This window comes from Brevibacillus sp. AG162 (assembly GCF_006715575.1).
Lineage (GTDB): Bacteria > Bacillota > Bacilli > Brevibacillales > Brevibacillaceae > Brevibacillus > Brevibacillus brevis.
The window spans coordinates 80,098-101,936 of record NZ_VFNO01000008.1 but is presented as its reverse complement, the minus strand read 5'-3'; the positions used below and the strand labels follow the sequence as shown (position 1 = coordinate 101,936).

At 47.7% G+C, this 21,839-nt stretch carries 18 protein-coding genes, 1 pseudogene and 1 riboswitch; of the genes and pseudogenes, 13 read left to right on the top strand and 6 right to left on the bottom strand.

The genetic code is table 11. The annotated features are described in order from the left end of the window. Window positions 1–9 precede the first annotated feature (9 nt). Entirely contained in the window at window positions 10–2,223 is a 2,214-nt protein-coding gene (locus FB479_RS22170) for an AAA family ATPase (protein WP_142066732.1), read from the top strand. Between the two features lie 57 nt (window positions 2,224–2,280). Here FB479_RS22170 and FB479_RS22165 read toward each other — a convergent pair whose 3' ends face one another. Continuing rightward, the gene (locus FB479_RS22165; RefSeq protein WP_142066731.1) at window positions 2,281–3,912 is read right to left on the bottom strand and encodes a peptide ABC transporter substrate-binding protein; all 1,632 of its coding nucleotides are present in this window, start codon (window positions 3,910–3,912) and stop codon (window positions 2,281–2,283) included. Window positions 3,913–4,147: 235 nt separating this feature from the next. Beyond that, on the bottom strand, window positions 4,148–4,717 hold the full coding sequence (locus tag FB479_RS22160; protein ID WP_106657160.1) for a DoxX family protein: 570 nt from the start codon (window positions 4,715–4,717) through the stop codon (window positions 4,148–4,150). A 247-nt stretch (window positions 4,718–4,964) separates the two neighbouring features. Between FB479_RS22160 and FB479_RS31025 the strand changes: the two genes are divergently transcribed. The 4 genes and pseudogenes from FB479_RS31025 to FB479_RS22145 all read left to right on the top strand — a co-directional run bounded on the left by FB479_RS31025 (window position 4,965) and on the right by FB479_RS22145 (window position 7,800). Then, complete coding sequence (locus FB479_RS31025; RefSeq protein ID WP_255438510.1) at window positions 4,965–5,207, top strand: hypothetical protein; 243 nt, start codon at window positions 4,965–4,967, stop codon at window positions 5,205–5,207. Beyond that, window positions 5,208–7,031, top strand: a complete 1,824-nt coding sequence (locus tag FB479_RS22155) for a methyl-accepting chemotaxis protein (RefSeq protein WP_255438509.1) — start codon at window positions 5,208–5,210, stop codon at window positions 7,029–7,031. It begins immediately after the preceding gene. Window positions 7,032–7,099: 68 nt separating this feature from the next. Further along, a pseudogene (locus FB479_RS31020) lies at window positions 7,100–7,204 on the top strand (histidine phosphatase family protein); the annotation flags it as partial. A gap of 29 nt (window positions 7,205–7,233) precedes the next feature. Then, complete coding sequence (locus FB479_RS22145; RefSeq protein ID WP_106657162.1) at window positions 7,234–7,800, top strand: SMI1/KNR4 family protein; 567 nt, start codon at window positions 7,234–7,236, stop codon at window positions 7,798–7,800. A gap of 90 nt (window positions 7,801–7,890) precedes the next feature. Here the strand turns inward: FB479_RS22145 and FB479_RS22140 are convergent, their stop codons facing one another. Together FB479_RS22140 and FB479_RS22135 are read right to left on the bottom strand one after the other, a co-directional pair. Beyond that, window positions 7,891–8,757, bottom strand: a complete 867-nt coding sequence (locus FB479_RS22140; RefSeq protein WP_142066730.1) for an RNA polymerase sigma-70 factor — start codon at window positions 8,755–8,757, stop codon at window positions 7,891–7,893. A gap of 46 nt (window positions 8,758–8,803) precedes the next feature. Further along, window positions 8,804–9,976, bottom strand: coding sequence for an NAD(P)/FAD-dependent oxidoreductase (locus FB479_RS22135; RefSeq protein WP_142066729.1), 1,173 nt, complete (start codon window positions 9,974–9,976; stop codon window positions 8,804–8,806). A gap of 145 nt (window positions 9,977–10,121) precedes the next feature. Here FB479_RS22135 and FB479_RS22130 point away from each other — a divergent pair, with 145 nt between their 5' ends. From FB479_RS22130 to FB479_RS22120, 3 genes are all read left to right on the top strand, one after another. Further along, window positions 10,122–10,862, top strand: coding sequence for a GNAT family N-acetyltransferase (locus FB479_RS22130; RefSeq protein ID WP_142066728.1), 741 nt, complete (start codon window positions 10,122–10,124; stop codon window positions 10,860–10,862). 140 nt (window positions 10,863–11,002) lie between these two features. Then, window positions 11,003–11,560: a sigma-70 family RNA polymerase sigma factor gene (locus tag FB479_RS22125; RefSeq protein WP_142066727.1), complete on the top strand. Its 558-nt coding sequence runs from the start codon at window positions 11,003–11,005 to the stop codon at window positions 11,558–11,560. Next, on the top strand, window positions 11,557–12,960 hold the full coding sequence (locus FB479_RS22120; protein ID WP_142066726.1) for a hypothetical protein: 1,404 nt from the start codon (window positions 11,557–11,559) through the stop codon (window positions 12,958–12,960). Before FB479_RS22125 ends, FB479_RS22120 begins: the two co-directional genes overlap by 4 nt. Before the next feature lie 59 nt (window positions 12,961–13,019). Here the strand turns inward: FB479_RS22120 and FB479_RS22115 are convergent, their stop codons facing one another. Continuing rightward, entirely contained in the window at window positions 13,020–13,895 is an 876-nt protein-coding gene (locus FB479_RS22115) for a dimethylarginine dimethylaminohydrolase family protein (protein ID WP_142066725.1), read from the bottom strand. 190 nt (window positions 13,896–14,085) lie between these two features. Here FB479_RS22115 and FB479_RS22110 point away from each other — a divergent pair, with 190 nt between their 5' ends. The 4 genes from FB479_RS22110 (at window position 14,086) to FB479_RS22095 (ending at window position 18,719) form a co-directional block, all read left to right on the top strand. Next, window positions 14,086–14,829 carry an IclR family transcriptional regulator gene (locus FB479_RS22110; RefSeq protein ID WP_142066724.1) on the top strand — a complete coding sequence of 248 codons (744 nt, stop codon included), beginning with the start codon at window positions 14,086–14,088 and terminating at the stop codon, window positions 14,827–14,829. Between the two features lie 100 nt (window positions 14,830–14,929). Beyond that, window positions 14,930–16,459, top strand: coding sequence for a hypothetical protein (locus FB479_RS22105; RefSeq protein WP_142066723.1), 1,530 nt, complete (start codon window positions 14,930–14,932; stop codon window positions 16,457–16,459). 21 nt (window positions 16,460–16,480) lie between these two features. Further along, window positions 16,481–17,026: an RNA polymerase sigma factor gene (locus FB479_RS22100; protein ID WP_069851796.1), complete on the top strand. Its 546-nt coding sequence runs from the start codon at window positions 16,481–16,483 to the stop codon at window positions 17,024–17,026. Then, window positions 17,010–18,719 carry a hypothetical protein gene (locus FB479_RS22095; RefSeq protein ID WP_106657170.1) on the top strand — a complete coding sequence of 570 codons (1,710 nt, stop codon included), beginning with the start codon at window positions 17,010–17,012 and terminating at the stop codon, window positions 18,717–18,719. The genes FB479_RS22100 and FB479_RS22095 overlap by 17 nt, the downstream gene beginning before the upstream one ends. A gap of 157 nt (window positions 18,720–18,876) precedes the next feature. Here FB479_RS22095 and FB479_RS22090 read toward each other — a convergent pair whose 3' ends face one another. Further along, window positions 18,877–20,130 carry an ATP-binding protein gene (locus FB479_RS22090; RefSeq protein WP_174769414.1) on the bottom strand — a complete coding sequence of 418 codons (1,254 nt, stop codon included), beginning with the start codon at window positions 20,128–20,130 and terminating at the stop codon, window positions 18,877–18,879. Between the two features lie 202 nt (window positions 20,131–20,332). Next, window positions 20,333–20,452: riboswitch (SAM riboswitch) on the top strand. A gap of 362 nt (window positions 20,453–20,814) precedes the next feature. On the opposite strand from FB479_RS22090, the gene FB479_RS22080 reads away from it, so the two are divergent. Continuing rightward, window positions 20,815–21,837 carry a sugar ABC transporter substrate-binding protein gene (locus FB479_RS22080; RefSeq protein ID WP_142066722.1) on the top strand — a complete coding sequence of 341 codons (1,023 nt, stop codon included), beginning with the start codon at window positions 20,815–20,817 and terminating at the stop codon, window positions 21,835–21,837. Window positions 21,838–21,839: the final 2 nt, after the last annotated feature.

Genomic DNA, 21,839 nt, shown 5'->3' with positions numbered 1-21,839 from the left:
AGAAATGTGATGACTGAAAATGAAAAATATGCTTTGTCACCCGAAAGACAGCTGACGGATGCAGAAAAAAAGCTTGTGTGGAAAAAGCCTTCCACGCATCAGGTCAGTGAAGAAGAACAGCGCATTTGTAAAGAAATCAAACGCAACTGGCATCGCGGGGAAATGAAAATTGCCAATATACTGTTAGAAGGTGACGCCGGTTCTGGTAAAACACAACTAGCCAAAGCATTATCGGCTAATTTCGGGCTGCCGTATACGAAAGTGACTTGTTTTGCTGATATGGATAAATCCGATATTATCGGCGCTATTTTGCCGGTCATTTCTTCTGAACGTCTAGAGAAAATGGAGCCTGCCGAGCAAAGGGTATGGAAAGCATTATATGAGAGCGATGGGTTTCAAAGCATATCTGAAATTTTGATGGACGCACTGGGGATTACACAGGAACAGGCTGCCTTAAAGATGAAGCAATTACTGAAGCGTGCAGCGGAAAACACTGATGGCGAAGCGATTGAGTACCGGTTTTACCCTTCCGAAATCGTCAGAGCCTATCAAAAGGGTTATCTTCTGGAAATCCAAGAACCAAACGTTATTCGTGATGCTGCGGTGTTAATGGCCTTAAACTCTGCTTTGGAGCTGGATGGCAGCATCAATCTTCCCACCGAGATCATACGCAGGCACCCAGACTTCATCGCGGTTATCACAACAAACCGCAGTTATGCGGGCACCAGACCGTTAAACGAAGCGCTGCGCGACAGGGTTCAGCATACGGAAAAGATGGACCTGCCGACCAAAGAAATCATGATCGAACGTGTGATGACCAAAACCGGTTTTCAAGATGGAAAGGTGTTGGGGATTTTAGCGGACGTGATTATGGTTTTAGACAGGACAGCGCGGGCCAATGCGATCAAGGGCGTGGCGGGAATGCGTTCCTTTTTCTACTGGGCAGATGCAATTGCTGGAGGAGCTTCCGCAAAAGAATCTCTTTATCATAAGGTCATCTACAAGATAACAACCGATTCGGAAGAAATAAAGCTTTTAGAAGAAGCACTAATCAATCATGGTTTGATTGCCAGCTTGGAAGCAGCCGAGATTGAACTAAAAAAAAAACGAAAATCTGACGACGCCATAGAAATCAGGACATGGGGAGATATAGACGACACTGATTTTGGAAAAGACAGCCATGGAGAGGAAAAGGGAATCGCATTGAAAAAATCTGCCGATAGTGACGAAAGCTCTTCCCGTGTCTCCGATGATTCTACCCATATGGAACGTTCAGGTTTGGGTGAGGATGGCTCTCCCAACTATCATCAGGCAAATCCTGAATCCATGTCAGAGGAAGCGAAACAAAAGGAACGCGATTTTCGTAAAAAGCTGAATCGAGATGCAAGAGAGGTTATTTCCGATTCGATTCATAAAAAAGTAAAGCTCATTGTTCACCGTCCAGACTATGATCAGGAAAACCAACAGGAATATGTCCGGCTTTGTCAGGGACTCATGCCTATCGTGCAAGAGATTGCCAGAAAGACACTTCCGTATCTGAAACATGAGATTTCTTCCGACTTTGCGAGGAATCGTTACTATGGCAGCAAATTTCAAGCAGACAGCGTTGCTTACAGGGATTACAAGTATTTTGCCAAGAAACGTCCTCCAACGGAATCTCCTTCTCTTGTGGTTGGTCTTAGGGTTGATGAATCCGCATCGATGTCAGCTTACGGGAGATTAGAAGCAGCAAAACGAGCAGTGATCGCCGTATATGAATTTTGTCAGCTTTGTCAGATCCCCATTTTGATCTACGGCGATACGGCGGATGTTTCCAGATTGGAGCAAATGTCGATCTTTGCCTATACCGACTTCGATAAAGCGGATGCCAATGATCGCTTCAGGTTAATGAGAATACATGCGAGAAGTAATAATCGCGATGGCATGGCTCTTAGAATTATGGCGGAACGATTAGCCGCTTCTCCCCAAAAGACAAAACTGTTGATTAGCATAAGTGACGGACAACCGAAAGCAATGGATGACTATACCGGAAGTTACGCTGATACAGATATGAGACAGACCATACAGGAATATGAACGAAAAGGAGTCGCATTTCTTGCAGCCGCAATCGGTCAAGACAAGGATGTCATAAGTAAAATCTATGGGAATGAAAGATTTTTGGATATTACCAATTTACATGAGTTCCCTGCAAAATTAGTTCGGATTATCGCTCGGTATTTATGATGGAAGCGCGGGCATCTCTCTCTATCTTTTTCGCATAGAGAGGATGCCCGCGCTCTATTATTTTTCAATATACGCGTATTTAAAGTAGGAACCGCCAAGAGGGAAGATCACAAAGTCCTTCACCTTGTCGTTTTTCACATAAGCATTGCCGCGGAAGTGCAGCGGTGCGAGCGGCATTTCTTCCATGAGAATTTTTTCGGCGTCAAACATCAGCTGCTTGCGCTTTTGCTCATCGGTCTCATAGTAGCTCTTATTGAGCAGATCGCGGTATTCCTTGTTGTCGAAGCGAACGACGTTGTTGCCACCCAAGTCCTTGTACATTTCGAGGAAATTGATCGGGTCGTTGAAATCGGCTCCCCATAGCCAGATACCGAAGTCGTATTTGCCATTTTGGACATCCTCGTTGAACACTTTCCATTCGGAGGTGCGAATGTCAATGTCGACTCCCAATGTTTTCTTCCACTCGTCCTGGAGTGCTTGAGCCAATTTCTTGTCCGTTTCTCCGGTGTCGTAGTAGTACGTGACCTTAGGGAATTGAGTCAGCCCGAGCTCTTTCATGCCTTCTACCAAAAGCTGCTTCGCCTTCTCCACATCCTCTTTAAAGTAGCCGTCCGGATTCAGCCCCATGGAAACGGGAACCCAGCCATAAGCGGGCGGAGCACCGGTCTGTAGGATGTTATCCACCAATTGCTGTCGGTTGATCGAATACGAAAACGCCTGGCGAATTTTTTTGTTGGTAAAAGGGGGCTTCTCTGTATTGAAGATGACGGCCTTGGTGCCGGGGTTATCTGCGACGAGCAACTTGCCTTCTTCTTTGATCTGACCGACCGCATCCGGCGATAAGCCAAAGGAAGGGTATCCTCCCCAATCCAGGTCGCCATTTTCAAACATGGACAGGGCGGTGTTGTTATCCTCGATGATGACGATATGGATCTGGTCTAGCTTGACGTTGGCGCTGTCCCAATAGGTAGGGCTTTTGCTGAAGGTAAGCTTGGACTTGTGCTCCCACGTATCCATGATAAACGGGCCATTGCCGACAATCGTTTTGGCTTCTGTTGCCCACTGGGGGTTGCTCTCGATGGTCTTTTTATGAAGCGGGTAGTAGGTAGTGAATGAGGTCAATTCGCGGAAGAACGGTGTTGGTGAGCGCAAGGTGAAATCTAGTGTGTAGTCGTCCTTTGCCTTTACCCCGACGTCCTCTTGCTTGCCTTTTCCGGAGTAATAATCCTCGCCACCTTTGATATAGAAGAGCTGATACGCGTAGCCGGAAGCGGTTTTGGGGTCGAGATTGCGCTTGATGGCGTACTCAAAATCGTGAGCGGTAACAGGATCGCCATTGCTCCATTTGGCGTCCTTTCGAATGGTAAAAGTAAAATGAGTGAAGTCAGGAGTATGCGTATAGCTCTCCGCGATAGCGTTGATCATCTGGCCTTGACGGTCGACGCTGGTCAGTCCTTCGAAGGTGAGATTGATCATGTCCATCGAGGTCGAATCTGTTGCAATGCCGGCATCCATGGTAGACGGCTCCCCGGTGATGCTCCATTGCAAGACCATTGGCTCTGAGGTAGTAGGCTTTGCTGTCACTTCCGCTGGAGGGGATTGGATATTGTCGGCGGGCTTCGAGCTACAGCCGACTGAGAGACTAAACAACAAAACAGCAGTAGAAATGCCTAGTAGCCACTTGTTCATACAGTCCTCCTGTTAAATTATTTGAAAAATAAGAAAATTTATAGTTCCTCAAAAGAATAATGCACAGCAATCAGACAGTCATTCAACATAATGTATAAATATTCACCAAAAATCATGGTTACAAGTCGGAATAAATTCATACAATTTGTCCGTTCCTTCATGAACGATCGATTTGAAGGGACAACAAAAGCCACCCGCAAAAGGTGGCTTTGTCATTAGGGAGTTAAAGTAAGGATTACTTGTTCATCGGCAAAACACCATCGCGCGATTTTCTCGTCCAAGGTGTTCCGAGATAAGAAAGCGCCCAGCGATCAAGACCATACCAGCCCGCAACCTTCCAAGCCAGAACGAGCCAAGTGGCAAAAACAAAAAGGAGTGGGTTGGTGCTGACGGTTCCTGCGAACAGAAAGCTGACGTTCATCAAGCCGCCGAAAAACGCTGCGATCCCTGTCAGGCAACCGAGGATCAAGCCGAGTCCAACGAGTACCTCACCCCAAGCAACGAGGAAGCCGAACACCTTGGCATTTGGCAATACCATATTTTCCAGGAACCAGGCGTACCACCCCGTTACGTCCTTTCCTTCGGCTGCTTTTGCCAAGGAGCCTTTTACGAACCCTTGAATCGCTCCGCCAGCCGCATCTCCGGTCCAGCTATCGGACTGGACTTTTTTCCATCCGGCAGTAATCCATGAATAGCCGACATACAGTCTGATAATCAACCAGATCGCAGCCGATTTGGTGCTGGTGAACAGGAAGTGTGAAACAGGATTTTCAGGAATAATAATTTCGTTTTGACGATTTTGCATGTGGGTGTCCTCCTACATACGTTTTCCATATCTTTGTTCGAGCCGATTTTAACATAACAAATGGCGGTGTAGTGCGGTTTGGGCATAAGTTCATACGGTGTTCATTGACACTATAAGCACGGTGTTAATGGTAAATCCTAGTGTGTATATTGCCAAAATACAGTTAATTCATGAAAGGATTGACAAGTTAAGATGTGGTAAATTATGTTAAGTTATGTTAAAAAATAAAACTTCTTGGAGCAGACTTATGAAACGAATGTGGATGTCTTTTCGTACTAAGCTTACCTTGATGATTTCTTTATTTACGATGCTGGTAGCCATTGTGTTGTCTATTACGGACTATGTTCAGTTCAAGGCGAATATTATTTCTGACCAAGCGGTACAGTACCAGCTGGTAGAGGATCATGTCACGAATGCAGTGAAGAATGTGGATATGGCATACGGCGTTTTTGAGAAAGACATGGAAAGCCGCATGCAGCAAACACTGTAAGTGTTAACGAACAATTATCGGCAAAATCCAGCGGTGGAGACGTGGGACTATGCAGCCCTGCGTGAGCAGTATGGGATGGATATTTTCATCATTGACCGAAATATCAAGGTCGTTCATTCCAGCGTCAAAACTGATATTGGGCTGGATTTCAGCAATGCCGGGGCATTTACGGAGCTGTTGAAAAAGCGGATCGATGGAAATGAGTTTTCTGCCGATGGCATGGAGGTTTCCGTCAATACAGGTCAAATCAAAAAGTTCGCTTATCTCCCTACGTTTGACCAGAAGTACCTGTTTGAAGTCAGTGTGAATTTGCAGGACAGCGCTCTTTTCCAGACCTTTAATTTCTTGGCTGTATCGCAGGCGATCACGGAGAAATACGACATGGTAAAAGACATTCTGGTCTTTTCTCACGATGGTTACGCTTTGGGGAGAACAGGGAGCGACGGGAAAGCCTTGCGAGTGATCGAGAGTCACTTGCCGATTTTTACGGAAGCATACCAATCACAAGAGATCAGAGAGTTTCATGAAAAAACTGAGGAGAAAGATCTCACTTATCGCCTCGTCCCGTACAAGCTGGGCAAAGATCCCAAAGATCTCAGCCGATCACGTGTCATCAAGATTGTGTATGATAATACAGGGCTGAACCAGAAGCTGGCGGAAAATCTGGAGTCCGTTGTCTGGAAGCTGGTTTGTTCCGTGGCAGGAGCATTGCTTCTATCCTTCCTGCTGAGTCGCTGGATTACCCGCCCGATTGATCAAATGAGGGAGATCATTACGCAGACAGCTCAATTTGATTTGCGGGAAAGAATGGCGGTGAACGAGCAGGGCACGCAGGATGAGATTGGATTGACAGCACAGTCGATCATTGTCATGCGTGAGCAATTGAGCGAGGTCGTGAGCAAGTTGGCAGCCGTGTCCCGCTCGGTCGCTGAAAATGCGCAGAGCGTCGAGCAATCTACTAACAAAGTAAGCGAGCAGTCCAGTGGAACCGCGGAGGCTACGGGCATCTTGCTAGCACATATGCAAGAGACGATGGCGGCCACAGAAGAGATGAATGCGACCTTGAATGATATGCAGAACGTCATTTACTCGATTACGAAAAGAACGGAAGAAGCGGCTGCGACCGCGCAGGATGTCAGCTCGCGGGCAACTGCTTTGCGGGAACATGCATTGGCTGCGGATAAAATGACGACAGAGCTCTATATGAATGTAAAGGCGCAAACGGAAATCGCGATCATCGACTCGAAGGAATCGATGGAAAAAATCAACCTGTTGGCAGAGGCGATACTCACGATTTCTGAACAGACGAATCTGTTGGCATTGAATGCGGCGATTGAAGCTGCACGTGCAGGAGACAGCGGTAGAGGTTTCTCTGTCGTAGCGGACGAGATACGCAGACTGGCGACACAATCGTCTGAGGTCGTGATTGATATTCAACGCATTATCCAAGTCGCGCGTGAATCCGTAGACAATCTGGCGACTCATTCGTCGAGCGTATTGGATTTCATCGATACGCAGGTCAGTCCTGACTATGATAGCATGATGGAAACATCGGAGAAGTACAATTTGGATGCACACCATTTCCATACGTTGCTGGCAGAATTCAATGCCTCTTTTGAAGAGTTGAATTCCACAATCAGCAGTGTGGTTTCTGTCGTAGAGCAAGTGACGAACTCCATGGAGAAAAGTGCACACAGTGTGGAGGCGATCACAGAGCAATCGCAGATTATTGCGGATAACAACCAACAGGTCGCAGCTATTTCAGAGAGAAATGTCGGCTTGACGCAAACGATGGAAGAGATCGTGCATCGGTTCAAAATCTAAAAGTGCCCCCTTTCTAGAAAAAATGGAAAGGGGGTTTTGTTGTAATATATTTGTAGGAAGGATGTAGGCAGTACGACTTGGATTTTTTATTGACGACGTCAAAGCCCGATATATACAAAATGGAATTCCAGGACGAAGTGCTCGTGGAAACGAAGCGATTATGGGGGAACTGACTTCCTATAGGAAAAAGGAGGCTTTACATATGGATATAAAAGAGTATATCAAGAATGGTTTTGAAGCTTACTATGCCCGATATAACCAAGTGACAGAGGAAGGCTTTTGCAGATGGATGCGGCCAGACGTCCCTGATGCCATGAAGGTAGCGGATGTCGATGACGAATGGTCCAGATGGAAGCTGGTTCCTTCTATCGTAAGTCACGAGGATGTGGCTGCGCTCGAAAAAGAATTTGGGTTGAAATTTCCGGAGTGGTATAAAGCCTTCATTTCTACCTATCATCATTATTTCGACGTCATTCCTGAACAAGGAATTGATGAGCCATTTGATCGTATTCGGGATATGTACAATCCATTGCTCTGCAAGTTAGGCTACCTTCCTTTTTCATGGGATACGGAGTACGGCAAGCTATACTGTATCGATTTGCAAGAAAGCCCGGATGAAGAGAAGTGTGCCATCTACGAAATTGATCATGAAATATTATTTGAGATGGATGAAGAAAATACGGAACGCAACGAATTGAAAGAATCACTGATCTTTTTGTATCCGAATTTCAAATCTTATTTTGACCACACTTTTTTAGAACGCGCATGACGCGAAAGCAAAACCCTCTTTCACTAAAATAGGAAAGAGGGTTTTGCTTGTGAGATTTTTGTGAGAATCGTTTGATACGCTAGGAGCCGACTACGACTCTATGAATCTTAGCTTATCAGGATTTCTGACAAAGTAGAGGTTGCGAATGACTCCATGTTCGATATGCAAAAACACAACGGTGTCGATTCTGCCGTCCTGTCTGATCACAAACCCGGTCTGGTTGTTTACAGGTGCGAGCTCTACAGAAAAATCTGGACGCTTCGAGAAGCTGCGCATCAAGCCGAGCAAGAAGGAAGCCACGCGTTCGCCAGATAGGATCGGATGCAGAGCTGCGGTGACCTTGCCGCCGCCGTCGGAGAGCAATACCGCATCTGTGGCAAGCAGCGTGAGCAATGTCTCAACATTTCCGTGCTCCAGCGCAGACAGAAAACGGCCGATCCATTCTTCGCCGAGCTCTTTTTCTGGGGGGAGATGAGGTTCCGCAGGATCAATCCCCATTTTCTTTTTTGCCCGACTAACGATCTTGCGGCAATTCGCTTCGGTTTTTCCAACCAGCTCGGCAATCTCGTCGTATTGGAAGTCAAAGGCTTCTCGCAGGACGAACACCGCTCGTTCTGCGGGAGACAGCCGCTCCAAGAGGACGAGCATTGCGTAGGATAGCAAATCTTTGGTAATGACAGAATCATAGCTGTCTGCATCAGGGGTAGAGATGGGCTCTGGCAGCCATGGTCCCGTATACAGCTCCCGTTTTTTGCGGGCCGATTTTAACAAATCGAGGCAGCGGTTTGTGGTCATTTTGCACAGGTAGGCCTTCGGTTCGGACATCTGCTCCAGCGAGACATCATGGGCCTTCACGAATACGTCCTGCACGATATCCTCCGCATCCGTGGCCGAGCCAAGCATCTGATAGGCAAGGCGGAACATGAGCCCCTTATATTGTTTGTACAGAGCCTCCATGGCTGTGTCACTTCCTCTTGTGTCTTCGTGCGTCCCTATTTTTTTCTTATTTTATCATGCTGGCAATATTCCAGGTGAACTCGCGAAATTTCCACCCCAATTTCCCTGTCAAAATGATATCGAGTCCCCATTTTCTCGTCCAAACCATTCCGCGTTCAGGGCCGAGTCCGACGCAGTAAATGTCCATGTAGCTTTTGTGTGTGGGAGCAGGGGTTCCTTCCAAGTCAGCCAGCACAATTTTTCCCAAACGTAACGCCTGTCCGGAGGCTTCCTTGCAGGTCATCGTGTCCGCTTGACCGCTTGCTGGATCTACGATGCGTGCACAATCGCCAATACTGTACACCCCCGGCGTTCCCGCTACACGATAGGATTCATCGACGACCACCTGTCCGTGTGTGGTCAGTGGCACGCCCATGCTGCGCAATGCGGGATTAGGCTGCAAGCCAAGTGACCAGACGCACAGCCCGACAGCAAGCGTGCGACCACTGGCTAGCGTCAGCATTCCGTCCCGCTCATGAAGTGCCTTTTGACCATGCAGAATGGTTACGCCGCCATCCGTGAGTGCACTCTCCAGCTTGCGCCCCATTTTGGCGGACCCTTCCATAAACAAACGATTTTGTGCGTTGATGAGATAGACTTTGACTTCATCAGGATGGATGCCGAGGCTCTTCGCTTCCCCACGCATGGCAAAAGCCATCTCTGCAGCAGTCTCCATCCCGCTGATGCCCGCTCCCGCAACGGCGATCGTCAACAATCGCTCTCGTTCGGATGGCTGTTTCTCATGGACGGCTTGGCGCATGTTGGCAAGCCACTTATCCCGAATGGACTCGGCTGCCTCGACGCCCGTCAAAGCGATGCCGCCTTGCTCTGGTTCCGGTTGGCGAATGACACTTCCTACTGCCAGGATGAGAATGTCGTAGGGCAACGGTTGTTCTTGGCCGTTTTTGTTCCGGAATAAGAGGGTTTTCTCCTTCCCTTTGATCGACGTGACTGTACCTTGCACGAATTCGACGCCCTCTGGAAACAGATTTTTTAGCGGAATCGAGATGTCTGTTTTGGCAGCAGCTGGTTTGAACAACAGGACTTTGCGAAGGTGATGAGGCTCTTTATCAAGTAAGATGAAGCGGATCGGGCGTCCTTTGCATGTATCCCGAACGGCTTTTAGTGCGTTGATACCTGCGTACCCGCCTCCGACAATCACACATGTTACTTCTTTCATGCCAATCAGCTCCTCGTTTGGTTTGACCATGTAACGAGAGTGGGAGTGATTGTGTGACACACCGTAAGAGGAAAATGTCGAAAAAAAACGAATAGGGAATAGATGGGAAGATGGACACATCAGAGCTCGTAGGAGGATTCCAAGCATGTCATACAACATCTACACTTTTGCACAAAGATCGGATCTAGACGATCAAGCTGATGCACTCATTGAAGCAAGCTGGTCTGCCTTCATGCTGAATGACGAAGTGGCTAACGAATATTACGGTCATCTGTATGACTGGTTCTCTTCTTATCAATTCATGCTGACGGACGAGGCTGACAAGGTAATGGCTGTAGGAAATGCGATTCCCTTTTATTGGGATGGCACTGCAGAAGGGCTGCCAAAAGGCTGGGATGATGTCTTTCTGCAAGGGATTGAAGACTACCGCCAAAAAAAACAGCCAAACGCGTTATCGGCACTCTCCATCTCCATCGATCCCCAGTATCGCGGACTCGGTCTGAGCAAGCAGATGGTTACGGCGATGAAGGATATCGCCAAGGAAAATGGCTTGGTGCACTTGGTGGCACCTGTACGTCCATCGCTCAAGCACAAGTACCCGCTCACGCCAATGGACAAGTATGTTCAGTGGAAAACGACCGATGACGCACCGTTTGATCCGTGGGTGCGCACGCATTGGAAGTTGGGAGCGAAAATCATGCAGGTGGCGCCGGAATCCATGCTGATCAGAGGAAATCTGAAGGATTGGGAAAGCTGGACAGGGATGAAATTCCCGGAGTCCGGATCGTACATCATTCCAGACGCATTAGTTCCCGTGCAAGTTGACGTGGAAAAGGACGAAGTGGTATATATCGAGCCGAATATTTGGATGCAGCATGTTTTATAAAGCAAAGCATTGCGCGAAGAACAAACAGCGAAGTAGCCGTTGTGGAAGCCACAGCGGTTTCTTTTTGCTTTTTCTGTCACCTTTTTGCCGTGAGACGGATCATACCTAATAGCAAGCAATCAACGGATGAGGTGAACGGGTTGAACGAAGCAGAAACAATGCCAGCGAGTCTGGAGGTTACACGGGAAGCCAGACTGAAATGGCTAATGCAGCAATACGGGGAGAAGATTTTTCATCTGGTGAGTCTCACGGTAAAGAATCATGCCTTGGCGGACGATATTACCCAAAACGTGTTTATCAAAGCATATCGGCATCTCGATCAGTTCCGGGGGGACGGACAGATCAAGCATTGGCTCTACAAGATCGCGATGAATGAAAGCAAAAAGCATTTTCGGTCTTGGTCGTTCCGCAACATTTTTCCGACGATGGATGATCATCTGGGCGACCTGATGGATCGGCAGGCAAACAATCAGGTAGAGGAAGAGATATTGAACCGGGTGAAGCGGGAAGAGATCGTCACATACATTCAATCGCTTGCACCGAAATACAGGCAGGTTATCCTCTTGCACTATTACGAAGACCTGTCGATTGCGGAAGTAGCGGACATTCTCTCGGTTTCGCAGGAGGTCGTCCGTACGCGTTTGCATCGAGCCAGAAAGCAATTGAAGAAGACCATGTCTAAGGAGGTAAAAGGATGAGCGATGATCGCATGTGGAGGGAATGGAGTCAATCAGCAAAGCAATCCGTTCGTGAGAAATATCCGTTTCATTTGGAAAAATTCGAGCAGGAAGTACTCACAAAAATTCAGCGTGAGAAGCGTCGCCGTCGCTGGCAAGTAACTTCTTGGGCAGCCGGAGTGGCAGTTGCTGCTACCCTTTTCTTCGAGATTGCTCAGCCCTTTGATGGAAGCTTGTGGGGACTGACTGGTGCAGAGCGAGGCCAGGAAGTATTTGAATGGATCACGCCAGATGAAGGTTTCACGCATGCTTTGAAGAACGGTTATCCGATTCTGCCAGAGGTGAAATTGGAGAAGGATGGTTTTGTTTATCAGATCAGGGATGCCATGGTGGATCACAGACGGATTACGTTTACGCTGTTAATCTCCGGTGAAAAAATGGAGGAGATTGCGCGGATTCCGGACGAATCGAAAAGAAGCGATATGCTTTATGGGAGACTTGGTGTAGATTTGGGGGAGCTGAGAGAAATTGGCGGTACAAGTAAGGATTTTCAATTGATCGATGGTGTGCATTATCTTATCATCAAATCGAATTACCGAATTGACGAGAAAAAAATGCGAGAGATCATGAATCAGACGAAGCCCGTTCTGCCTGTGCAAATTGTAGATATGCGCAAGAAAGAAGCTGATGAAGTGGTAGCCGAGCTGTTGCTGCCCCTACCAAGGTCCGTCGCTGCAGCAGAAAAAGTAATCGAACCGGACGCAGAAGTAGAGGCTGTGCTAGAAACAGACAGCCTGTTGACGAGGCTTAAAGTAAACCAGATAGTAGCTTCTCCGACTGTGATAGAAGCGGAGCTGGAAGCTACTTTGCAGGATGGATTCGAGCTGTATCGCTTGGAGAATGTGAAGCTGGTAGATGGGAAGGGAAAGGAATATCCGGCAATAGATGACCGAATCAATGAGAATCTGGAACGGGTTCGAGGTGGCGATGCTACCCGGGTTCAAGGCAGTGACAAGTATACCATGCAGTTTTTCCCATCTCTCTTCTTTGAAGACGTACCGGAAAAACTCGAGCTTCGATTCGACGAGGTATCTGCGAATAAGTCCATTAAAGAAAACATCGTGCTGGATCGGAATGCCAAGTACCCGCAAAGCATTTCATTTGGCAAAAAGAATAAGCTGAACATCGAAAAGGTGTATTACGACAAAGGCAAGCTTTTCATCGTCATCCCGAACGAAGGACTAGAGAAGATTAATCTGCGTGTAGAAGGTCAGTATTACAAGGATTTTATTATCGCAGAGAACCTGGAGACCGTTTCACTTACTTTCGAGGTACCCAAACAGGAAATATACAAGGTAGAGATGAGCGGACTGGAGTTTGAAAGATTCCCTTTGGATGGCGTGATACCTATTACCAAATAACGGTGCTGAAATAACGAAAAGACCACGGAATGTGGTCTTTTCTGTGCTTTTTCGACTTGTTACACTCTCTCCACCGGGCTTGTCAGGCAAGTAGGCCCACCTGTTCCCTTGTAAGAAATCTCCTCGCCCTCATACTCGTACACAGTCGCACCTGCGTCGAGGAGGCGTTGCTTGGTAATCGGGTTGCCTGCCACGACCATGCACACACGCGGCGCGAGGGCGAGAACATTGCTGCCAAGATTATCGTACTCATGATCCGGTACCTCGATTAACTGAATGCCTCTGTCGATGAGCAGTTGGCGGAAAAATACAGGCATCAGCTTGGAGTAGACGACTGCCAAATTATGATCGACCATGCTGATAATCGACATTAGATGCAGACATTCCGAAGGGCCGCGATCATACGGAAGCTGGACGACGATGATTTCATCCGTAAAATCCTTGACCATTTCCGTAATTTGAGCGATAGCCGCTTCGTTCGTACGGAAGCCAAGGCCGATCGCGAGCGTTTTTTCATCCAGCCACACGAGATCGCCGCCATCTGACAAGGCATCGCCTGTGAGCTGTCCCAGGATCGGAATATTGTTTTCTTCTAAAAAGGCTTTGTATACTTGTGCTTCTCCCTGACGGAGCTCCTTGCCAGATTTGAGAATGATCGCCCCTTTGGAAGTGAATTTCACCGGGTCGTGGGCGTAAATGGAATCCAATCCGGTCTTATCGGATTGTGGCAAATGCAAGACATTTTCCACATGCTCGCGCAGGATCGCTTCGAATTTGGCGTACTCATGAAGAGCCGTGTCCCAGTCAGGGCGGTCTGTATAGTTGAAGGTTTTCCATGATTGATCGAGATGTTCTTGACTGATAAATGCTTGATGGGGATGCTTGATGATGACGGTTTTCATCTTTTTGACCATGGATTGGCTGCCTTGGAACATAGTTGCCTCCCTTTTTCCACATTACAGAATATTATTCATATTTCGAAATGTTCTTCATTAGTTTACACATTCTGATTTCTGACTGTCAATCTGTGATTCGTACCTGGAGTTTTTTTGCGATTCACAAAATTGGAGCAAATGGTTTAACATAGTTTCATATGAGAAGATAGAGAGAAAAGGGGGGATGACCGTGATTCAATCGTTTGATCGAGCGATGGCGATTGCAACGGCACTTTCGTCGGATGAGCATAGAAAATGGTGGACGATCAATGATTTAGCGAAGGAATGCCAGCTCCCGGTCAGCACCATTTATCGACTGTTGTACACGTTGATGAAGCATGGACTGGTAGAGCAGGATGCTGCGACCAAGCAATATACGTTGGGGATTAAATGGATGGAGTTCGGCTTGCGGGTGCTCGATCGGATTGATTATCGCAAAGTAATCAAGCCGATGATCGAGGAGCTCGCCAGAGAAGTGAACGAAAGTGTTTATTTCAGTCAGCCTAGCGGACTCGAATCCATTGTCGTCGATCGGGTAGATAGTCAGCACAATATCCGTATATACGATCAGTTGGGCTTGCGGATTCCGATGCATATCGGTGCGGCCAATAAAGTCGTGCTTGCACACATGCCTGTGGAAGAAGCCAGACAAACGGTAGTCCAGCTCGTGGGTGAAGAGCAGGCGCCTGCTTTTATGGAGAAGCTCCAGGAGATCAGAGCTGCTGGTCATGCGGTCAGCTTTGCGGAACGGACGGAAAATACGGCGTCCGTCGCAGCACCGGTGATTGATTACAACCAAAAGGTAATCGGGGCGTTAAGCATTGGAATTGTTACGTATGATTTGAAGGAGGAACGGCTCCAGTATTTGATTGAACGGGTAAAGGATGTCGCTCACAAAACCTCGCAACGGCTAGGCGGCCTGTCAAAGGCTTGACTGGCCTTTTTTTATTTTGATTTCCTTGTAACATTTCCCTTTTGCTTCCGACTATTGGGCTATGAACGTAAAAAAAGAGGAAGCCAGGAGGAAATTCAAAATGAAACCATACGCAACCAAAAAGCTGATGATCACAGTAGGAGCTGCTGCTTTGCTCTTCTCAAGCCCATTGTGGGTTGCGCAACCACAAGTAACTGTACAAGCCGCGGCAGTCAAATCGACACAACCCCAATTGAGCAAATTAGCCCAAAAAACCGTAGACAGGCTGAACAAACACTACCCGGAATTAAAAAATGCGGAAAAAACCATTTCGCGTAACAATCAGGAGCGAGATGTCTTCCACATCCAATTCCGCATCTTCAGCAACAAGGAGCGGACGGAAGTATCCCTGTATGCGGATGCCAAAATCGATGCAAACAACGGTATGCTGTTATTCTTCTCTGCACACGACATTCCCAAAAAGAAACCGACTGCACCTCCTACGGAAGCGATGGGAAAAGAAAAAGCGCCGAGTATTCTGAAGGATTTCATCGGTGACGCCATCAAGCAATACCAAATAGACGAGGTAACAGTTGATGGTGAGGGTGCAGAGGCCGTGGCAAATGTGCGTTTCGTTCGGGTTGTGAATCAGATTCCGGTAAAAGACGATCTTTACGTAGTAGGGATCAATGGAGTAGGCGAGCTAGACTATATAAACGCAGGAAACACAACAGGATTGCAGATGGACGCAAGTAAATTCGCTGCTCCGTCAGGGGTTAAGAATCCAGACGAATTCGGCAAACAATTAGAAGACATGCTCCACCTTAGATATGAGCAAAAAGCAAGAGACATAAGCGCTGGCTTCCGCCCAGTCTACAGCCTGAATTTTTCCGGATATCTGGATGCACGTTCAGGAGCCGAGGTAGAGTCCGGATGGACCAAGAAAAATAAGTACGGGAAACCAATCCCGATAACGCCTGGCAACCAGCGGGTCTTCGCCAAAACAAATGAGGAGATAGCCACCGCACTCTCCACTTTTATTCCATTGCCTGAAGGAATTGAGTTTAAAATAACCAAAGGTGCGCCAGTTCTCGAAGGGGAAAAGGAGTATGATGCCGTGGTTGGAAACAAAAAGTTCTCAGTGAGGACAGTAAATGATCAGATTGCGTACTTCCATGTAGTTGAAAACCCACCAAAGCAGAAAGTGATTACAGAGGCAGCTGCCGAGGAAAAAGCAGTGGTGTTTCTGCAACCGTTTGTAGACGCAGAGGTAACGGAGCTGGTGCCACAAATGGAGCTGGTACCACAAATGAATAACAGAGAAGCAGGCAAGCAAACGTTTCTATTTTCCCCTGTACACCAAGGGATTATGGTTGAGGGACAGGGCTATTCAGTAAAAGTTGACATGCATACGGGAGACATTGTATCCGCCAGTTTACCAGTAATTACTGGTAAATTATCCTATGATGATGCCTCAAATGTCGTAGGGCCCGAGCAAGCCGTACAAGCATTGTTGAAAGCTAATCCGCTTACACTGCGCTACGTGTTTCCTTCCCTTAACGGACGGTACCAGGGAACACCTGTCCTTGTTTATGAGCCGAAAGAAAGAAACGGAAAGGTTGACGCGGTTACAGGTCAATTTATCAAGTAGGGAGCAGGGAGAGGAAATCCAGTGCAGGACACAGTCGATTACGAAGCGCGGATTAAAGCGATCTATCGCGAGCATTACCGTGATGTCTATCAATATCTCTACTACTTTACGGGGAAGCGTGAGCATGCGGAGGATTTGACACAGGAAGTGTTTATCCGGGTCTTGGACGCTTTAGCCAGATATGAAGAGCGTTCCAGTGTGAAGACATGGATTTTGCATATTGCCAAGCATGTCGCCATCGATGATTACCGGAAGAGGCGGGTGCAAACGCTTTTTGGCATGGATTTGTTAAAAGGGCTGCCTTCTCTTCTGGGAAGGCCGGAAGCGGAGCTGGCTTCCAAGGAAGAACAGCTGGAAATTGAGCAGGCGATGCAGAAAATGAAGACGCATCATCGGAATGTACTGATTTTGCGTGGCATCAAGGCCTACAGTATTCGGGAAACGGCAGAAATCCTCGGAACAAGCGAAGCCAAGGTCCGCGTAGATTTTCATCGGGCAACAAAAGAACTCAAAAAAGTTTTGCATGTCGATTGGATAGGAGGGTTGGCCAATGAATACTCCAAATGACGAGCAATTCTTCGCGGCTCTTCCTCGGTCAAAGGATGCGGAACCAAGAAGCGAATTCGTAGAAGCGCTGGAAGCAAAGCTGGTGCAACGGGCACGCACCAAAACGAATCGTCCGAAAAGAATCGTCCTCAAGCTGGCGACATGGACAGTTTCCGCTGCGACGGTGGCAGCAGCAGTATGGATGATGGGGGTAACCCCGGAGATATTCAAGCAATCTCGGTTTGAATCACAAGCGCATCTGGTACCCCGCTCCTTCTCATCGGCAGAAATAACAGAAAGCGAGCTAAGCCAAGCGGCGATTAGAACGTTGGAAAAGCTGTACGAGAAATATCCTCCTTTTCGGGAAGCGGAAAAGAGGGTCTACGTAACCAAAGCTCCTCGCGAGGTGTACAACATAGATTTTCGCACGTTCAGCAACAAAGATCGAACAGAAGTGTCGCTATATGCCAGAGCGAAATTGGACGCCAAAAGCGGACTCTTGCTCGGGTTCGACCTGGAAAAGATTCCAGGGCAAGAGAAAGTCGAAGGAGTGCCTTCCAAGGAGAGAATAGAGCGACAGGCGAAGGCATTTATGGAACCGTTTCTGGGCAAAAATCTGGAACAGTATCGGATCGAACAAGTAGATGGGCAAGAGGGAGCAGATACCGTTTCGCATGAAGCCGTCCGATTGCAACGCTACGTGAATGACGTGCAGGTAGAGGGAGATAACTATGGGATCGGCATGAGCGATGCCGGGCATATTCGCTATGTCAATTCAGGGGATTCAACGGGAATGAATTTGGACACCGGGCAGTTTCCTTCAATTGCTGAGCGGCCTTCTCCGAAGAAAACGGAGAGCGGACTTGCGGAAGTCATGCAACTGACGTATCAGAGAGTCGGGAAGGAGGATGTGGACTACGTTCTTCGCTACACGGAAAACTTCTCCGGGTATCTCGACGCTCGTACTGGCAAGGAGGTGAAAACGACCTTGTGGCGCGGGGAGTCGTTTCGCGACAGTATTGCCGTCAATCCCGGAGGCAAGAAGACAATGGTTGCATCGGAAAAAGAGGCTGCGGCCGCCATGGAGTTCTTCGGTCAGAAGGTGGAGGGCTTCACATTTACCGGGAGTAATGTGCCTGAATATATGATGGGAGACAACGAACGGGAATACCAGGCCAAAAAAGGAGAGCGATTCATGCAGCTGACTACCGTCAACAATCGGGCAGCAGCGTTCAAGATATCTTATCCTGAGCTGAGAGAAGGTGATCCGACACTTGCCGTTGCAGAATTGCAGGAGCGAGCGATCTTGTTTTTGGAGCCGTATCTGGATTCACGGGTGAAGACTGTTCGGATGCAGGAGCAAATTTATGTGATGGGCAGACAGGTTGAATTGAACTTTGTCCGAGAAGTAAACGGCGTAATGGTGCCGGATCAGTATTATAAGGTCACGATCGACGGGCAGACAGGAGAAATTATCGGGGTGAATTTAACATTCCCGCATGAGCAGGAGACCTTCCCAGATGCTTCCAAGGTGATTTCAGCAGAAGAGGCGGCGCGGGTTTATCTCCAACATAAATCACTCAGTCCCCGTTATCTATTCCCGCTTGAAAACAATAGGATTCAAGAGCAACCGGTCTTGGTCTATTCGGCGGAGATACTGAAAAGCAACGGGGATGTGGATGCCATTACGGGAGAATGGCTGCCATTCCAATAAAGAGAGACACCAGGGGGAGACTCCTGGTGTTTTGTTTTGCGTAATGCCTCCCGGAAATTGCATAGTAAAGCGTGAGGGGAAGGGCAACCGACCGTCATTTGCATCATTAGCGATCGAATGGAAAAAGACACAGTCCCTCTGCAAAACCTGCATGCAGCTACTGTGCCTTATACGGAAGCATAATGGTGAACTTGGTTCCTACTCGTGGTTTGCTGGTTACATTGACCGTTCCGCCAATCGCATGAATGACATGATAGGAATAAGTCAATCCAAGGCCGGTCCCAGTTGTTTTCGTAGAAAAGTAAATCGTTCCGAGGCGGCTGATCTGTCCTGCATCCATGCCGACGCCGTTATCCTTGATGACCAACAGGGCTTTGTTTCGCTCGATGAGCAAGTCCAGGGAGACTTTTCCGTCCGAAATATCCGCGCACGCCTCGATGGCATTTTTGATGAAATTCACCAATACTTGCTTGAACTCGTCTGGATTGGCCTTGATCGTCACAGGTCTCTCAAAATCTTGCAGCGTAAGTTCCACGTTATGCATATTGGCAAAGGGGAGCATCACCTCGCGGATGGCATGCAAATGCTCGCTAACATTAATGATCTCATGCCGTTCCTTGAGCGGCTTGGAAATCGCAAGGTACTCGGTCAAAATGGCTTCTGTCCGTTGGATTTCATCGAGACTGATGCGAATGTATTGCTCGACTTTTACCAAATTTTCCGGACATTCCTGTATTAATTTCAAGAAGCCTTTGACTGCTGTCAGCGGATTGCGAACCTCGTGTGCGAGCGATGCAGCAACATGGCTCATCGTTTGGATTTTTTCATTTTGCGCGTGGCGGATAAACAGCTCCTTATCCGAAACGCATTTGCTGAAAAGCGACATTAATAACCAGAGGCCGAAAAAGTTTTGAATAGGAATCAGCATGGTGTAGTAAACGAGGTGTTGAGTTACATACGCGGGAAAAAAGTAATAAGTAGTCCCTAAAGCAACCGTAGAAAAAATCGCACTCGTCATAAAAAGATACAGTGTTTTCCGATAACTGGCTTTGTAGTGTCGATACAAAAAGAGTGACAAGACAAAATTGACTGTAAGGATCAGCAGGGCAACCCATGTTCCTTCTCCACCCAGGTAGTAACGATAAACCAAGGCTTCTATCAGAAGGAGCAAGGCAATCTCGATTCCGCCATAAACCAGTCCGAAAAGAATGATGACATGTCGGATATCAAAAAACATGCCAGTCGTGACACTCGGGGCGAAGGTCATCGCGAGAAACATGCAGGCTGAGCTGGTGATGACGATAAAGGAACGGCTGTAGTTCCTCATTTTGTCACGGTAATAAATGTTGAAAAACACAAACGGGATAATCGCGAAAAACCATTGAAGAATGACTTCTTTTAATAGACTCATGTAGCATCCCCATCGCAAATATTTGCTAGGCTTGTATCAATCTACGATAATTCGACAAGACACAACAAAATCCCTCTTGGTGTTACACAAGAAACTGGAATATTTATCAAGAAAATTCTTTCGGTAAACCTAGTTGACAGATAGGTAATTGCCAGATTATATTCTGTATATACTTATACAAACGTTTTGAAAATAGAAACTACTCTTATCAAGAGAAGGCTGAGGGAATGGCCCTATGAAGCCCGGCAACCTAGCACGAGAGAATGCGTTCTTTCGAGCCAAGGTGCTAACTCCAACAGGTAGAATACCTGACAGATAAGAGGCGAGAATCTTGTCGATTTTTGTCCTCTTTCTCTGTGAAAGAGGATTTTTTGCGTAGCTGTCGTGGGGAAGAAGCGCATTTCCAGTCTACGCTTCGGCCTCCGCCCCGCTGTGAGTGAAGACTGTCCGCTTCGGAAGAAATGGCGGGAGCGCTTCAAACGTAGAAGGTTCGAGGAAGGATTTCATAACTGAAGCTGAAATTCCCCGCCATTTCTTCCTACGCTGGGGTGGGCTCCAGAGGCGCTTGGACTGGAAATACGCTTCTTCTACGAGGCTTTTGTTTCCTTCTTGAAAGTGAATGAAGGGAAACAAAATATTTAATCTTGTTATCTGTTTTCAAAAAGAAAAAGGGGGAGCATCTCAATGAAAAAGAAACTCGGTCTGATCACATCACTTGTTTTGGCAGCATCTATTCTTGTGACGGCGTGCGGCAGCGGAGCGACAACGGGAACCGGCAGCACAAACGGCGGTGCTTCGGGAGAGAAGGCGAAGAGAATCGCACTGATCATGCGTCAAAACGTAGGAACATTCTCTGCACAATACATCAATGGCGTGAAGACAGAGGTGGAGAAAAACGGCGGCGAGTTGACCGTATTCAACGCAGATACCGATCTGGCAAAAATGGCGTCCAACCTCGACGCGGCTGTGAACCAAAAGTTTGATGGCATTCTGATCGACCATGGTACGGCGGAAGCGTTACAGCAGGGCACGCAAAAGGCCGTGGATAAAAAAATCCCGGTCGTCCTGTTTGATACAGACATCAACATTCCTGGTGTGCCAGTTGTGGCGCAGGATGACAACAAGTTGGCAGAGCTGAGCCTGGAGAAGCTGGCTGCAGATACAAACGGCAAAGGAAACATCGTCAAAATTTGGGTAGCTGGCTTTGCTCCTATGGAAAAACGCCAAGTCACGTATGAAGCTTTCCAGAAGAAATACCCGGATATTAAAGAAATTGCGGCATTTGGTTCTGCCACCAACAATACGGCACTCGATACACAAACGCAGATGGAAGCGATCTTGAAAAAGTATCCGAACAAAGGCGACATCACAGCAGTATGGGCGGCTTGGGATGAATTTGCCAAAGGGGCTACACGTGCCATCCAGCAGGCAGGGCGTACGGAAATCAAAGTATACTCCATCGATTTGAGCGATGAGGATCTGCAAATGATTCAGGCGGAAAACTCTCCGTGGACAGCGACGGCAGCAGTAGACCCATCCAATATCGGACGCATTCATGCGCAAACCGTGTTCCAAAAAATCAAAGGCGAACAAGTGCCAGACAACGTGAAGCTGAATCCAGTGCTGGTGAAACAGGAAGACCTGCCGAAGGATAAGAAAGTAACGATGGGCGACCTGTCCCAATACGTGCAAGAGTGGGGCAAGTAAGA